General features: G+C 73.1%; 16 protein-coding genes. 15 read left to right on the top strand and 1 reads right to left on the bottom strand.

The annotated features are described in order from the left end of the window. Nucleotides 1–214: 214 nt before the first annotated feature. The 8 genes from K313_RS0116370 to K313_RS0116335 all read left to right on the top strand — a co-directional run bounded on the left by K313_RS0116370 (nt 215) and on the right by K313_RS0116335 (nt 8306). Nucleotides 215–1294, top strand: a complete 1080-nt coding sequence (locus K313_RS0116370; protein WP_029212525.1) for a zinc-dependent metalloprotease — start codon at nt 215–217, stop codon at nt 1292–1294. Nucleotides 1295–1347: 53 nt separating this feature from the next. Beyond that, nucleotides 1348–2433, top strand: a complete 1086-nt coding sequence (gene tilS, locus K313_RS0116365; protein ID WP_029212524.1) for a tRNA lysidine(34) synthetase TilS — start codon at nt 1348–1350, stop codon at nt 2431–2433. A gap of 69 nt (nt 2434–2502) precedes the next feature. Then, nucleotides 2503–3054, top strand: a complete 552-nt coding sequence (gene hpt / locus K313_RS0116360; protein ID WP_029212523.1) for a hypoxanthine phosphoribosyltransferase — start codon at nt 2503–2505, stop codon at nt 3052–3054. Between the two features lie 187 nt (nt 3055–3241). After that, nucleotides 3242–5314, top strand: a complete 2073-nt coding sequence (gene ftsH, locus K313_RS0116355; RefSeq protein ID WP_029212522.1) for an ATP-dependent zinc metalloprotease FtsH — start codon at nt 3242–3244, stop codon at nt 5312–5314. Nucleotide 5315: 1 nt separating this feature from the next. After that, nucleotides 5316–5888 carry a GTP cyclohydrolase I FolE gene (gene folE, locus K313_RS0116350; RefSeq protein ID WP_019286500.1) on the top strand — a complete coding sequence of 191 codons (573 nt, stop codon included), beginning with the start codon at nt 5316–5318 and terminating at the stop codon, nt 5886–5888. After that, nucleotides 5885–6928: a dihydropteroate synthase gene (gene folP / locus K313_RS0116345; protein WP_029212521.1), complete on the top strand. Its 1044-nt coding sequence runs from the start codon at nt 5885–5887 to the stop codon at nt 6926–6928. The genes folE and folP overlap by 4 nt, the downstream gene beginning before the upstream one ends. Further along, nucleotides 6925–7830, top strand: coding sequence for a 2-amino-4-hydroxy-6-hydroxymethyldihydropteridine diphosphokinase (gene folK / locus K313_RS0116340; RefSeq protein WP_029212520.1), 906 nt, complete (start codon nt 6925–6927; stop codon nt 7828–7830). Before folP ends, folK begins: the two co-directional genes overlap by 4 nt. Further along, nucleotides 7824–8306: a DUF3180 domain-containing protein gene (locus tag K313_RS0116335; RefSeq protein WP_169516857.1), complete on the top strand. Its 483-nt coding sequence runs from the start codon at nt 7824–7826 to the stop codon at nt 8304–8306. The genes folK and K313_RS0116335 overlap by 7 nt, the downstream gene beginning before the upstream one ends. A 68-nt stretch (nt 8307–8374) precedes the next feature. Here the strand turns inward: K313_RS0116335 and K313_RS0116330 are convergent, their stop codons facing one another. Further along, on the bottom strand, nt 8375–8977 hold the full coding sequence (locus K313_RS0116330) for a hypothetical protein (RefSeq protein ID WP_019286495.1): 603 nt from the start codon (nt 8975–8977) through the stop codon (nt 8375–8377). 109 nt (nt 8978–9086) lie between these two features. Between K313_RS0116330 and lysS the strand changes: the two genes are divergently transcribed. The 7 genes from lysS to K313_RS24915 all read left to right on the top strand — a co-directional run. After that, entirely contained in the window at nt 9087–10631 is a 1545-nt protein-coding gene (gene lysS, locus K313_RS0116325; protein ID WP_029212518.1) for a lysine--tRNA ligase, read from the top strand. Nucleotides 10632–10670: 39 nt separating this feature from the next. After that, nucleotides 10671–10856 carry a hypothetical protein gene (locus tag K313_RS0116320; protein ID WP_029212517.1) on the top strand — a complete coding sequence of 62 codons (186 nt, stop codon included), beginning with the start codon at nt 10671–10673 and terminating at the stop codon, nt 10854–10856. A gap of 105 nt (nt 10857–10961) precedes the next feature. Next, nucleotides 10962–11288: a histone-like nucleoid-structuring protein Lsr2 gene (locus K313_RS0116315; RefSeq protein WP_019286492.1), complete on the top strand. Its 327-nt coding sequence runs from the start codon at nt 10962–10964 to the stop codon at nt 11286–11288. Nucleotides 11289–11353: 65 nt separating this feature from the next. Further along, nucleotides 11354–12091, top strand: coding sequence for a (2Fe-2S)-binding protein (locus K313_RS0116310; RefSeq protein ID WP_029212516.1), 738 nt, complete (start codon nt 11354–11356; stop codon nt 12089–12091). 8 nt (nt 12092–12099) lie between these two features. Further along, on the top strand, nt 12100–12498 hold the full coding sequence (locus K313_RS0116305; protein WP_019286491.1) for a nuclear transport factor 2 family protein: 399 nt from the start codon (nt 12100–12102) through the stop codon (nt 12496–12498). A gap of 47 nt (nt 12499–12545) precedes the next feature. Next, nucleotides 12546–13295 carry a nicotinamide mononucleotide transporter gene (locus K313_RS0116300; RefSeq protein WP_029212515.1) on the top strand — a complete coding sequence of 250 codons (750 nt, stop codon included), beginning with the start codon at nt 12546–12548 and terminating at the stop codon, nt 13293–13295. A 171-nt stretch (nt 13296–13466) separates the two neighbouring features. Next, nucleotides 13467–13581: Clp protease N-terminal domain-containing protein (locus tag K313_RS24915; RefSeq protein ID WP_018793523.1), on the top strand; the 115-nt coding region annotated here is incomplete at its 3' end.

The following is a 13581-nucleotide window of genomic DNA, read 5'->3' as shown; positions in this document are numbered from 1 at the left end:
GGGTTGCAGCACGAGACGGGCGCGGCGACGTGAGACGGAGGACGCCACACGAGACGGGCGCGGCGACGCGAGACGGGGGACGCCACGCGAGGCGGGGGACGCCGCACGAGACGGGGGCGCCGAGCCGGGACGGCGGGCGCCGAGGCGGGCGGTCCGGCATACCGGCTCGTCCTCCGACGGGAACGGATCGCGACCCCGAGAGGTTGACCACGTCATGAGCCAGGACACCAGGCACGACCAGCGTCCCGACACCACCGAGCTCGTCGACTGGGACTTCGCCGCCGCCACCGGCCGCCGCCTCGTGCCGCGCGGCCCCCAGGTGACGCCGGCCGAGGCCGCCGAGGCGGTGCGTGCCCTGCGCGACGCCGCCGTGCGCTCGGCCCAGCACGTCGCCGACACCGCCCGCATGCACGCCCCCGCCAGCGCCGAGCCCGCCCGCGTGGTGGATCGTGGCGGATGGATCGACGCCAACGTCCGCTCGATGCGCGGGATGATCGCCCCCGTCCAGGACAAGCTCCTCGCCTCGCGCACCAGCCCGGTCGGTCCCGCCGCCGCGGCCGTCGGCGGCAAGGTGACGGGCGGCGAGACCGGCGCGCTGATGGCCTTCCTCGCGAGCAAGGTCCTCGGGCAGTACGACCTGGCCCCCGGCGGCACCCCCCAGCTGCTGCTCGTGGCCCCCAACGTCGTCGAGGTGGAGCGCGAGCTCGACCTCGACCCGGCCGACTTCCGCCAGTGGGTGTGCCTGCACGAGGAGACCCACCGGGTGCAGTTCACCGCCGTGCCGTGGCTGCGCGAGCACATGCTCGAGCGCACGCGGGCGCTGAGCGTCGACCTGGTGCCCGACCCCGACCAGCTGGCCTCGCGCCTGTCGGTGGTCGTGCGCAACCTGCCCGACGCGGTGCGCGAGGGCGGCAACGGGCTGTCCGACCTGGTCACGACGCCCCAGCAGCGTGAGGAGATCGCCCGCCTGACGGCCATCATGAGCCTGCTCGAGGGGCACGCCGACGTGATCATGGACGACGTGGGCCCGGCCGTCATCCCCACCGTCGACGTCATCCGTGCGCGGTTCGACGAGCGTCGCGGCGGTCGTTCCTCGCTCGACCGGATCATCCGGCGGCTGCTCGGCCTCGAGGCCAAGATGCGGCAGTACTCCGACGGCGCCGTCTTCGTCCACGGCGTCGTCGACGAGGTCGGCATGGACGGCTTCAACGCCGTGTGGGAGTCGCCCGAGACGCTGCCGTCCCCGGCCGAGATCGGCGACCACCGCCTGTGGCTCGCCCGCGTCCACGGCTGAGCCCACCACCGAGCCCACCACCGAGCCCCCCACTGAGCTTTCCACGCAGCCGTATGTCGTCCCCGCCCGCCTCCGTCGCCGCCTGCCGTCTCGCGGCGCGGCGGCTGCTGGACGAGCTCCCCGACGGGCCGGTGCTCGTGGGGTGCAGCGGCGGGACCGACTCCCTGGCGCTGGCGAGCGTGGTGGCGTTCGAGGTCGACAAGACCGGCCGTCCCGCGGGCGCCGTCGTCGTCGACCACGGGCTGCAGGCAGGGTCCGCCGACGTGGCGGCCCGCGCCGCCGACCAGTGTCGCGGGCTGGGTCTGGACCCCGTCGTGGTCCGCCGCGTCACGGTCGACCCGCGCCACCCCGGCGGGCCCGAGGACGCGGCGCGCGACGCCCGCCACACCGCGCTGCGCGCCGAGGCCGAGCGCCTCGGCGCGGTGGCCGTGCTGCTCGCGCACACCCGCGACGACCAGGCGGAGCAGGTGCTCCTCGGGCTCGCCCGCGGGTCCGGGGCCCGCTCCCTCGCCGGTATGCCGGCGCGCCGTGGCCTGCTCGCCCGCCCCTTCCTCGCGGTGACCCGCGCGGACACGGCGGCCGTCTGCGCGCACGACCACCTCGAGCCCTGGCACGACCCGCACAACACCGACCCGGCCTACGCCCGTGTGCGGGCCCGCGGCGCGATGACGGTGCTGGAGGAGGCGCTGGGCCCCGGCATACGAGCCGCTCTGGCCCGGTCGGCCGACCGGCTGCGGGCCGACGCCGACGCGCTGGACGCCCTGGCCGCGGACTGGCTGGCCGAGCACCCCGAGCACACCGCGCCGCCCACGACCCTCGACCGACCCGAGCCGCCTGCGCATGTGGAGTCCGCGACGGACCCCGGCCATCCGCAACCCCCTCCCGCCCTCACGGGCCTGCCGGCCCACGACCTCGCGACCCTGCCGGCGGCCGTCCGCACCCGTGTGCTGCGCCTGGCCGCGCTCGCTGCGGGAGCGCCCTCCGGTGCGCTCACGGCCGCGCACGTCCTCGCGACGGACCGGCTCCTGACACACTGGCGGGGGCAGGGCCCGGTGTCCTTGCCGGGGCACCTGGCCGCGACCAGGACCCCTGGCCGGGCCGGTCGGATCGTGATCGGGCCCCTCGATCGGGTTGAATGAACGTCGTCAGGGCCGCGAGGACGACCAGACGGACACACCACGCGCACCGAGCCGGACCGAGGAGACGCAGTGCAAGCGAGCGACATGGGCGACGACCTCGCCGAGGTGCTCTACACCGAGGAGCAGATCCAGGAGCGGCTGGCCGAGATCGCCGCGGAGATCTGGCGGGACTACCAGGGCAAGGACGTCCTGCTCGTCGGGGTCCTCAAGGGCGCCGTGATGGTCATGGCCGACCTCATGCGTCACCTGCCGGGCAGCGTCGAGATGGACTGGATGGCCATCTCGTCCTACGGCTCGGGCACCAAGAGCTCCGGCGTCGTGCGGATCCTCAAGGACCTCGACACCGACATCACCGACCGGCACGTCCTCATCGTCGAGGACATCATCGACTCGGGGCTCACCCTGTCGTGGACCCGCTCCAACCTGGAGTCCCGCAAGCCGGCGTCGCTGGAGATCATGACGCTGCTGCGCAAGCCCGACGTGGTCAAGGTCCCGATCGACGTCCGCTACGTCGGCTTCGACATCCCCGACGAGTTCGTCGTCGGCTACGGCCTCGACTACGACCAGCAGTACCGCAACCTGCGCGAGATCGGGCTGCTGGCCCCGCACGTCTACAGCTGACGGGCGCCGGCGCCGACCGTATGCCGCGCGCCGGGCCCACCGCAGGCCCTCGCAGGCGCTCGGACCGGCCGGAACACGTCAGCCCGCTCGCTCGTTGTCCCCCTCGGTGCCGGCAACGGTCTCTCAACTCCTCGGCCTTGGCCGAACCGCTTGATCAGGAAGGGACGGGGTCGCACCCCGCACGTACATGAACGCGAAGCGCATCGCACGAAGCCCCTGGATGTGGGCGGTCGTCGTCAGCCTGCTGCTGGCAGCCTGGTTGTCGGTCGGGCAGCAGTCCGACTTCCGCGAGGTCGACACGTCGGCCGCGGTCCAGCTGATCCAGCAGGACAAGGTGGAGTCGGCCAAGCTGGTCGACGGCAACCGCATCGACCTGACCCTCAAGGACGGCAGCGAGTACACCGGCGGCAAGGTCAAGGACGCCAAGCACGTCCGGGCCCACTACATCGAGCCGCGCGGCCCCGAGCTGGTCAAGCTCCTCGACGCGCACAAGCCCTCGGCGGGCTACGACGAGGAGCCGCCGACGGACTCGCCGTTCCTGGCGCTGCTCGGCTACCTGCTGCCCCTGCTGCTCTTCGGCGCCTTCGCGTGGTTCATCATGAGCTCGATGCAGGGCGGCGGCTCCAAGGTCATGCAGTTCGGCAAGTCCAAGGCCAAGCTGGCCACCAAGGACATGCCGCAGGTGACCTTCAACGACGTCGCCGGCGCGGACGAGGCGGTCGAGGAGCTCGAGGAGATCAAGGAGTTCCTGGTCGAGCCCGAGAAGTTCGCGGCCGTCGGGGCCAAGATCCCCAAGGGCGTCCTGCTCTACGGCCAGCCCGGCACGGGCAAGACCCTGCTGGCCCGCGCCGTCGCGGGCGAGGCGGGCGTCCCGTTCTTCTCGATCTCCGGCTCGGACTTCGTCGAGATGTTCGTCGGCGTCGGTGCCTCCCGCGTGCGTGACCTGTTCGAGCAGGCCAAGGCCAGCGCGCCGGCCATCATCTTCGTCGACGAGATCGACGCCGTGGGTCGCCACCGCGGCGCGGGGCTCGGCGGCGGCCACGACGAGCGCGAGCAGACGCTCAACCAGCTGCTCGTCGAGATGGACGGCTTCGACGTCAAGACCAATGTCATCCTCATCGCGGCGACCAACCGCCCCGATATCCTCGACCCGGCGCTGCTGCGCCCGGGCCGCTTCGACCGGCAGATCGCCGTCGAGGCCCCGGACATGCTCGGCCGCCACCACATCCTGCAGGTGCACGCCAAGTCCAAGCCGCTGGCCGACGACGTCGACCTGATGGCCGTGGCCCGCCGCACCCCTGGTATGACGGGCGCCGACCTCGCGAACGTGCTCAACGAGGCGGCGCTGCTGACGGCCCGCTCCAACCTCCTGCAGATCACCAACGCCATCGTCGACGAGGCGATCGACCGCGTGATCGCCGGCCCGCAGAAGCGCACCCGCATCATGTCGGCCAAGGAGAAGAAGATCACGGCCTACCACGAGGGCGGTCACGCGCTCGTGGCGGCGTCGATGCGGCACACCGACCCGGTCAGCAAGATCACGATCCTGCCGCGCGGCCGGGCCCTCGGCTACACGATGGTCCTGCCCAACGACGACAAGTACTCCACGACCCGCAACGAGATCCTCGACCAGCTGGCCTACGCCCTGGGCGGTCGCGTCGCGGAGGAGATGATCTTCCACGACCCCACCACGGGTGCCTCCAACGACATCGAGAAGGCCACGAGCATGGCCCGCAAGATGGTCACGCAGTTCGGCATGTCCGAGCGGGTCGGCGCGATCAAGCTCGGCCAGGAGCAGGGCGAGGTCTTCCTCGGCCGCGACTACGGTCACCAGCGCGACTACTCCGAGAAGGTCGCGGGCATCGTCGACGAGGAGGTCCGCCGCCTCATCGAGTACGCCCACGACGAGGCCTGGCACGCCCTCGGCGAGAACCGCGACGTGCTCGACCGCCTGGTCCTCGAGCTCCTCGAGAAGGAGACGCTCGGCCGCGAGGAGCTGGCCGTGATCTTCGCTGACGTCGTCAAGCGCCCCGAGCGCCCGGTCTGGCTGTCCAGCGAGGACCGGCACGTCAGCGACCGTCCTCCGGTGCTGACCCCGGCCGAGGAGATGGCGCTGCAGTCCGGCGAGCCCCGCGCCGTCGAGGCGGTCGAGGCCCAGGTCGAGCAGCAGGTCGGGGACAACCCCGACCCCGAGCGCGAGTACCCGCCCACCCAGGTGATCGAGCTCCCCGGCGACGACCGGGTCGACCCCGGGCACTGACATGTCCATCGACCGGGAGCGGGCCGAGGCGGCCGTGAGGGAGCTCCTCCTCGCCATCGGCGAGGACCCGGAGCGGGACGGTCTGCGCGACACCCCGGCGCGGGTGGCGCGGGCCTACGACGAGATGTTCGCCGGCCTGCACCAGGACCCGGGCTCGGTCCTCGACGCCGTCTTCGAGATCGGCCACAGCGAGCTGATCATGGTGCGCGACATCGAGGTCTACTCGACCTGCGAGCACCACCTCGTCCCGTTCCACGGCGTCGCGCACGTCGGCTACATCCCCGGCAAGGACGGGCGGGTCACCGGGCTGTCCAAGCTCGCGCGCCTCGTCGACGTCTATGCCCGCCGCCCGCAGGTGCAGGAGCGTCTCACCACGCAGGTGGCGGACGCGCTGGTCGAGCACCTGCGGCCGGGCGGCGTGATCGTCGTGATCGAGTGCGAGCACCTGTGCATGTCCATGCGGGGGGTCCGCAAGCCGGGCTCCCGCACCATCACCTCGGCGGTGCGCGGGCAGCTGCACGACCCGGCCACCCGGGCCGAGGCCATGCAGCTCGCGCTCGGTGGCCGCGGGTGATCGACCTGCCCCATGAGCACGGCCCGGGCCGGCCGGTGCTGATGGGCGTCCTCAACGTCACGCCCGACTCGTTCAGCGACGGCGGGCGGTGGCTGGACGCCCGGTGCGCCGTGGAGCACGGCCTCGAGCTGGCCCGGCAGGGAGCCGGGATCGTCGACGTGGGTGGCGAGTCCACCCGGCCGGGTGCGACGCGGCCGCTCGTCACCGAGGAGCTCGACCGGGTCGTGCCCGTCGTGCGCGACCTGGTGGCCCACGGCGTCACGGTGTCGATCGACACGATGCGCGCGGAGGTCGCCGAGGCGGCGGTCGAGGCGGGCGCGGCGATTGTCAACGACGTCAGCGGTGGTCTCGGCGACCCGGCCATCCGGGAGGTCGTGGCCCGCACCGGCGTCACGATGGTCGTGCAGCACTGGCGGGCCTACGGCTCGGCCATGCAGCAGCGGGACCACCTCGCCTACGAGGACGTGGTGACGGACGTGCGCGACGAGCTGGGGGAGCGGCTGGCCGAGCTCCGCGAGGCGGGCGTCCGCGACGAGCAGGTCGTCCTCGACCCCGGCATCGGCTTCTCCAAGACCGCCGAGCACAACTGGACGCTGCTGCGCCGGCTCGACGAGCTCATGGTGCTCGGCCGCCCGATCCTCGTCGGCACCTCGCGCAAGGCCTTCCTGGGGTCCCTGCTCGCGGAGCCTGCCGACCCGATCAGCGCCGGCGACCCGTGCGGCCCGATCGGCGCTGGCGGTTCGCTCGGCGGATCCCGCCATCTCGCACAGGATCTCGTGCCCCGCCCGCCCCTCGAGCGCGACGCCGCGACCGCCGCGACCACGCTGCTGTGCGCCCAGGCCGGCGTGTGGGGCGTCCGCGTCCACGACGTGCGCGCCAGCGCCGACGCCCTGCGGGTCCTCGCCGCCTGGCAGGCCGGTATGCCGCCCGCCCCCGCCTCGGCGGACGCCGCGTCGCGGCGCCCCACCTCCGTGCCGGCCCCCGGCCCGTCCTCGACCTCGTCATCCTTGTCCGCACGCCCGCCCGGAGGCCCCGCATGACCGACCGCATCACGCTCACCGGCGTGCGCGCCCGGGGCAGGCACGGCGTCCTGCCCGAGGAGCGCGTCCTCGGGCAGGAGTTCGTCGTCGACCTCGTCCTGCACCTCGACCTCGGACGCGCCGCCGCCACGGACGACCTGGCGGCGACCGTGAGCTATGCCGAGGTCGCCGCGACCGTGCACGAGCTCGTGACGGGGGAGCCGCACGACCTGGTCGAGACCCTGGCGGGGCGCATCGGCGCCCGCCTGCTCGAGGACCACCTGCTCCTGGAGTCCGTCGACGTGACGGTGCACAAGCCCAGCGCGCCCATCGCGGTGCCCTTCGGCGACGTCGCCGTGTCGGTGACCTCCCGACGTGACGTCGCGGTGGTCATCGCCCTCGGCGCCAACCTCGAGGACCCCGCGGCCACCCTGGCCTCCGCCGTCGACCGCCTGACCCGCACCCGTGGCCTGCGCGTCACCGGACGGTCCGCCCTCGTCGAGACCGACCCGGTCGGCGGCCCCGACCAGCCCGCCTACCTCAACGCCGTCGTCGTGGGACGCAGCCGCCTCTCGGCCCGAGCCCTCCTCGAGCGCCTGCACCGCATCGAGGCCGAGCACGGCCGCACCCGGGAGGTCCGCTGGGGTGCCCGCACCCTGGACCTCGACCTGATCGCCTACGGCGAGGCCCGCAGCGACGACCCCGAGCTGACTCTCCCGCACCCCCGCGCCCACGAGCGCGGGTTCGTGCTGGTGCCCTGGGCCGACGTCGACCCCGACGCCCAGCTGACCCTGCCTGACGGCGGCCGCCGCCTCGTGCGCGAGCTCGCGGACGAGCACCGGGCGGACGGCATACGGCCGGGGCCCGAGTGGCCGACCGGTCGACGGCAGCACCGTGGCGGCCCCGGGGAGCCGTCGTGCTGAGGGGCGGCCGCGGGCTGAGCGCCGGCGTCTGCGCCCTGGCCGCGGTCCTGGTGCTCGCCCTCGGCTACGCCGCACTGTCGTGGTGGAGCGAGGGCGGTCGCGCGCTGCCTCCCGTCGGCTACCTCGCGACGCTGCCGCTGCTGCTCGTCGCCGCCCTGGTCCTGGCCGGAGCCTGGTCGGTCCGCCGCACGGTGCGCGGACGCCGGGCCTCGGGGCCGCACGACGGGCTCCGTGGGTTCCGGGTGCTGGTGCTCTGCCAGGCCGCCGCGCTCACCGGGGCTGTCGTGGCCGGGTGGAGCGTCGCGCACGCCCTCGTCGGACGCGCCGCGCTGGCGCTGCAGGGCCTCGGCTCCGACGCCGCGGCCGCCCTCGCCGTCGCGGCCTGCGGGGTGCTGCTCGTGGCCGCCGGCCTCGTCGGCCAGTCCTGGTGCCGGCTCGACGAGGACCCGCCCGGACCGTCCGAGGACCAGCTCTAGGCCCAGGTCTGGGCTTCGGCCAAGACCAAGGGCTGGCGAGGGCTGGGACGGTGGGAACCCGTCTCGCGTCAGCCGCAGACGGGGTCGCTCTCGACCTTGGTGGCCCAGCCCTGGTCGTCCAGCGTGAGCTTGACGATGGCCTGGTCTCCGGGCAGCTCCGAGAGCGCCTGGACGGTGCTCGGCGCCGACTGCGCGGGGGCGCCTTCGCTGGTGCAGGTCAGGCGGACGACGGTCGCCGCCGGGTCGACGGGGATGCGGAACGAGATGGCGTTGCGGTTGCTGTACAACGAGCCGGAGTGCGGCGTCAGGTCCACGCCCTGACGACCCACCGAGCCGTCGGACCGGCCGCGCACCGTCCAGCGGTCGAAGGTCAGCACCGGTGTCTGGCCGTTCATCGCGACCGCGGTGATCTTGCCCAGGTCGAAGGCGCGACCGCGGACCTGGCTGGTCACCCCGGCCGCGCGGGTCGCCGTCGCGCTGGGGGTCGGCGTCGCCGCGGGCTTGGGGGCCGCCGCAGCGCCGGTCACCGTCACCGTCGGCGTCACCGTCACGGTGACCGGGGGCGCGTAGCCGCTGGACAGGGCCGTGCAGCCGGACAGCAGCACGCCGACGCCGGCAGTCAGGGGGAGGACGACGGTGCGCGGGCGACGGGTGGCGGGGCGAGACGGCATACGGGGGTCCTTTCGTCCCGGACAGTGTCCCCGGTGACCGCCCCCGGACCCAAGGCGGCGCGCAGGACGACAGGCAGGGAGTCCAGGCCCGCGCGACTACGCTGGGGGCATGAGTTCCGCGCCCGAGCAGCCGCCCCACCAGCCCGACGCCGCCGCCCCCGAGAGTGACGTGCCCGAGCAGATGCGGGTCCGCCGCGACAAGCGCGAGCGGCTGCTGGAGCGGGGCATGGCGCCATACGCCGTCACCGTGCCGCGCACCCACTCCCTGGCCGAGGCCGCCGCCCTCGGCGAGCCCCTCGAGGCCGGCGACGAGCCGACCGGCGAGGAGTTCGTCGTCTCGGTGACGGGACGCATCGTCTTCCAGCGCAACACCGGCAAGCTCTGCTTCGCGACCCTCCAGGAGGGCCAGGGCACCCGGCTGCAGGTCATGCTCAGCCTCGCGGAGGTCGGCCAGGACCAGCTCGACGCGTGGAAGGCCGACGTCGACCTCGGCGACCACGTCAGCGTCACGGGCCACGTGGTGCGCAGCCGTCGCGGCGAGGTCTCGGTCATGGCGACCACCTGGGTCATGGCCTCCAAGGCGCTGCGGCCCCTGCCGACCCTGCACAAGGACCTGTCCGAGGAGACCCGGGTCCGGCAGCGGTATGCCGACCTGATCGTCCGTCAGGAGGCGCGCGACATGGTGCGTCTGCGCGCGACGGTGCTGCGCTCGATCCGCAGCACCCTGGACGGTTTCGGATTCGTCGAGGTCGAGACCCCGATCCTCAACCTCAGTCACGGTGGTGCGGCTTCTCCGTTCACCACCCACCTCAATGCGTTCGACATCGATATGAATCTGCGCGCCTACACCGAGCTGTGGCTCAAGCGCGCCGTCGTCGGGGGCGTCGACCGCGTCTACGAGATCGGCAAGGTCTTTCGCAACGAAGGGGTCGACTCGACCCACTCCCCGGAGTTCACCGAGCTCGAGTTCTACGAGGCCTATGGCGACCAGTTCACCGCCGCCGACCGCACCCGCACGATCATCCTGGACGCCGCCGAGGCGACCGGCCGCGGCACCTCGCTGAGGGACTATCGCGGCCGCGAGATCGACGTGTCCGGCGAGTGGCGCTGGTTGCCGATCTGCGAGGGCGTCGGGCAGACGCTGGGCGAGGAGATCCTCCCCGACGAGACGCCGGACAACGCCGAGCGGCTGCGCCGCCTGGCCGCCGCCCGCGACATCGCCCTCAAGCCCGCCTGGGGGGCGGGCGAGATCATCCTCGAGCTGTTCGAGCAGCTCGTCGAGCACACGCTCCTGCAGCCGACGTTCGTGTGCGACTACCCCGAGTCGGTGCGGCCGCTGGCCCGGGCCCACCGCACCGAGCCCGGCCTGGTCGAGGCCTGGGACCTCATCGTGGGCGGCGTCGAGCTCGCCCCGTCCTACTCCGAGCTGGTGGACCCCGTGGTGCAGCGCGAGCGGCTCACGGCCCAGGCCGCGCTGGCCGCGCGCGGGGACGACGAGGCGATGGAGCTCGACGAGGACTTCCTGCGGGCCCTGGAGTACGGCGCACCCCCGATGGGCGGCACCGGCATGGGCGTCGACCGGCTCATCATGCTCCTCACCGGCACGGGAATCCGCGAGACCATTCTCTTTCCGCACCTCAAGCCGCAGGCCTGAGCGACGCCGCACGACACCCTGATCGACGAGAGGTTTCTGATGGACATGCTCTGGAAGGTCTTCATCGCGCTGGCGCCCACCGTGGGGGTGCTCTTCATCTTCTGGCACGTGATGAAGAACATCCTCGAGGGTGACCGTCGAGAGCGAATTGCTCACGCTCAGTGGGAAAGGGAGCAGGAGATGTCGGCGCGCAATTCCGTGGAGGACCGCGACGGAAGGGCTTAGGGCGCGCGCGCCATTCATCGTCGCTTTTGACGGCGATCGGTAATCTCCTCTATCTTTATGGGCGGATCTATTTCTTATTCCCTCCCACGACGAAGGAGCTCCGACATGGCTCAGCGCATCCAGGTCATTCTCGAGGACGACATCGACGGCGGTGCCGCGGCCGAGACCGTGACCTTCGCCCTGGACGGCGTCACCTACGAGATCGACCTGTCCGAGGACAACGCCCGCAAGCTGCGCGACGACCTCGCCACCTGGGTCGGGCACGCGCGCCGCTCCGGCGGTCGCAAGACCACGGGTCGCAAGCCGTCCTCCGGTGGTGGCCGCAACAACCTCAACGACGTGCGCGAGTGGGGCCGGCAGAACGGCTTCCAGGTCTCCGACCGCGGCCGCGTCTCGTCCGAGCTGCAGAAGGCCTACGACGCCGCGAACTGATCGCAGACACGCGTCATCCGACAGCTCGCGACAGCACTCGACAGCTCGCGACAGCGTTGACACCGATGGGCTATCCGCTGGCCGGCGGTGAGTTGGAGCTCGCCTGCGACCTCGTCTCGTCCCGCATCGCCTGGCTCGACCTCGTGGTCGGGCCGGGCGATGCGTCGTCCGGCCCCCGGGTCGACACGAGCGAGGTGGCGGCCGGCTCCGAGGCCGGGCTGGACGCGCTGGACTCGTGGCGCGAGCGGGTGGACGGCGGCTGGGCGCGGGCCTACGGCCATCGGCAGCCGCCGCACGTGGCCGCCACGTTCGTCCTCGGGTGGTACCTCGACGCCCTCGCCTACCCCGCGGCCTACGCCGCCGCGGTCGGGCCCTGGGTGCTCGACGTCTCCCCGGGAGCGGTGGTGATCGAGCCGCACCCGACGCAGGGCTATCCCGCTCGTGTCCGCCTCTCCGCGACGGCCGGGCACCAGACGGTGGCCTCGCAGCCGGTGCGCCTCCGGCGGGCCGAGGAGTCCTACCGGCGCCACGCCGAGCCCGTGGCCGGCTCGTACGCCGCGCCCGGCGTCAAGATGTCGAGCCGTCAGCGGCTGGGGATGGTCGACGACCTGTGGCACGTCGCGACGGAGCGTGCCGCCGCCGCTGCGGGCAGCCCGCTGCTCGCCCGCGCGGGCGACGGCCCCCGGGACTGGCTGCGAGCCTCCTGCTGCTTCATCTACGCTCTCCCGGGAGCGAGCACCTGCTCCACCTGTCCCCGTCGCGCCCGCGCGACCCGCTCGGCCCGGCGCCCCCTCGCGCCGTGAGGAGTTCCATGTCCGTCCCGACCCACCCCGACGGCCGAGCCGACGGTCAGGCCTCCGACCAGACTTCCGACCTCGAGCAGGTGGTCGAGCTCGAGATGAAGCTCCTGGACCCCAACATGCGCGGGGACGTCGACGGCGTCCAGCCGCTCCTGCACGACTACTACGCGGAGTACGCCGCCAGCGGCCAGGTCTACGACCGCCGCACCGCGCTCCAGGCCCCGGTCGAGGACTCGACGAGCTCGCTGACCGTCGACCGGCTCGAGGCGGAGCTGCTGGCGCCCGGGGTGGTCCTCGTGACCTACCGCGCGCACCGGTCGTCCCGCGCGTCCTGGCGCTCCTCGGTGTGGCTGCAGACCGAGCACGGTTGGCAGCTGCGCCACCAGCAGGCCACCCCGATCCGCGACTGAGGGCGCGGCGCGCCCCGGCTCGATCCACCGCCCGCTAGGGTCGGTCCATGCTGCTGGCAGAGATCACCGGCCTGTTCACCGGGGTGCTGATGCTCCTCGCGGTCGGGCTCCTCGTGCTCCGGCGCGAGTCCGGCTGGTGGGCCCTCGGGCTGGTCGCCGTCGTCGCGCTGGTCCGCATCCTCGCCGGGCTCGGGTCCTCCTTCGACCTCGCCCGGGACGTGCGGCACACCCTGCCGCTCGCGCTCCTCACCCTCGGGCTGGGCGCCATCGCCGTGCACGGGACGCGCCAGTGGGGCGCCGACGCCCGGACGGCGTCCGGACGGGGTGTCCTGCCCGAGACGCCCGACCGACGGACCCGCACGCGTCTGGTCGCGGTCGCGGTCGTCGCCCTGGTCGTCCTCGTCGTGATGCCCGGCCTCGTCGAGACGGTCACCCTCGATGCGGGGCCGGGCATGTTCCTGGCCGTCGTCTGCACGACCCTCACCTCCACGGCCACCCTCGTCGGGCTGGCCGCCCTCGCCGAGCGCTGGCGGGCGGGCTTCGCGCTGCTCGGAGCCGCCGGCGCCGCGCAGCTGGTGCTGGTCGTCGTGCTGGCGGTCGCCGCCACGCGCATCACCGACGGCGGGGGCTACACCACCTCCGCCATCGCCTCCCAGGCCGCCCCCGGCGCGGTGCAGAGCCTGCTCATGGTCGGCCTCGCGGTGTGGGGCTGGCGCGCCTGGTCGCGGCTCCCCAGCCGTGAGGCCGGGCGTCCGGCATACGGCCAGGTCGCCCACGGCACCGATCCCGTCCGCTGAGGGCGAACACACCAGCCGCCGAGCACGGAACACCACGCACGTCGGTGGCGTTGACACCGTCAAGTCCCGCGCCGCACGGCGGGACGTGCCCGGCGGTGCGTCCCATCACGCACGGTCTGTCGGGAGGCGCAGATAGCATCGAGGCATCTCGATAGCGAGGAGACAACCCAGATGTTCGAACGGTTCACCGACCGGGCCCGACGAGTCGTGGTGCTCGCGCAAGAAGAAGCGCGCATGCTCAACCACAACTACATCGGGACGGAGCACATCCTGCTCGGCCTGATCC

Source organism: Arsenicicoccus bolidensis DSM 15745 (assembly GCF_000426385.1).
GTDB lineage: Bacteria > Actinomycetota > Actinomycetes > Actinomycetales > Dermatophilaceae > Arsenicicoccus > Arsenicicoccus bolidensis.
This window is presented reverse-complemented; position numbering and strand designations above follow the sequence as displayed.